We start from the raw sequence: 347 nt of genomic DNA on the forward strand, positions 1-347 counted from the left end.
CCGTTGTCCTTGCGGAAGTTCGCTATCGTCTTGAAATCGGGTTTCAAGCGCCGCGTCAGCCACATCAATTCAACGTTGCGCTGGGCTTCCCGCTCGAGCCGACGACTCGACTGGATACGATTTAGATAGCCGTAAATGTAGAGCTTCAGGAGCACGGAGGGGTGGTAAGCGGGCCGGCCAGTTTTCGCCGGTTGCACACCCTTGAAACCCAGGCCTGCAAGGTCCAGCTCTTCCACAAAAACATCGACCACACGTACCGGGTTGTCCTCAGCCACGTAATCGTCCAACAGCTCGGGCAGCAGCGTACCCTGTCCTCGATCCTCGCCTTCGATAAAGCGCTTCATGTG

At 57.1% G+C, this 347-nt stretch carries 1 protein-coding gene; it reads right to left on the minus strand.

Going from position 1 to position 347, the window contains the following annotated elements:
* On the minus strand, nucleotides 1-344 hold a 344-nt coding region (locus NX784_RS28770; RefSeq protein WP_258820091.1), incomplete at its 3' end, for a transposase.
* Nucleotides 345-347: the final 3 nt, after the last annotated feature.

Source organism: Massilia pinisoli, from assembly GCF_024753285.1.
GTDB lineage: Bacteria > Pseudomonadota > Gammaproteobacteria > Burkholderiales > Burkholderiaceae_D > Telluria > Telluria pinisoli.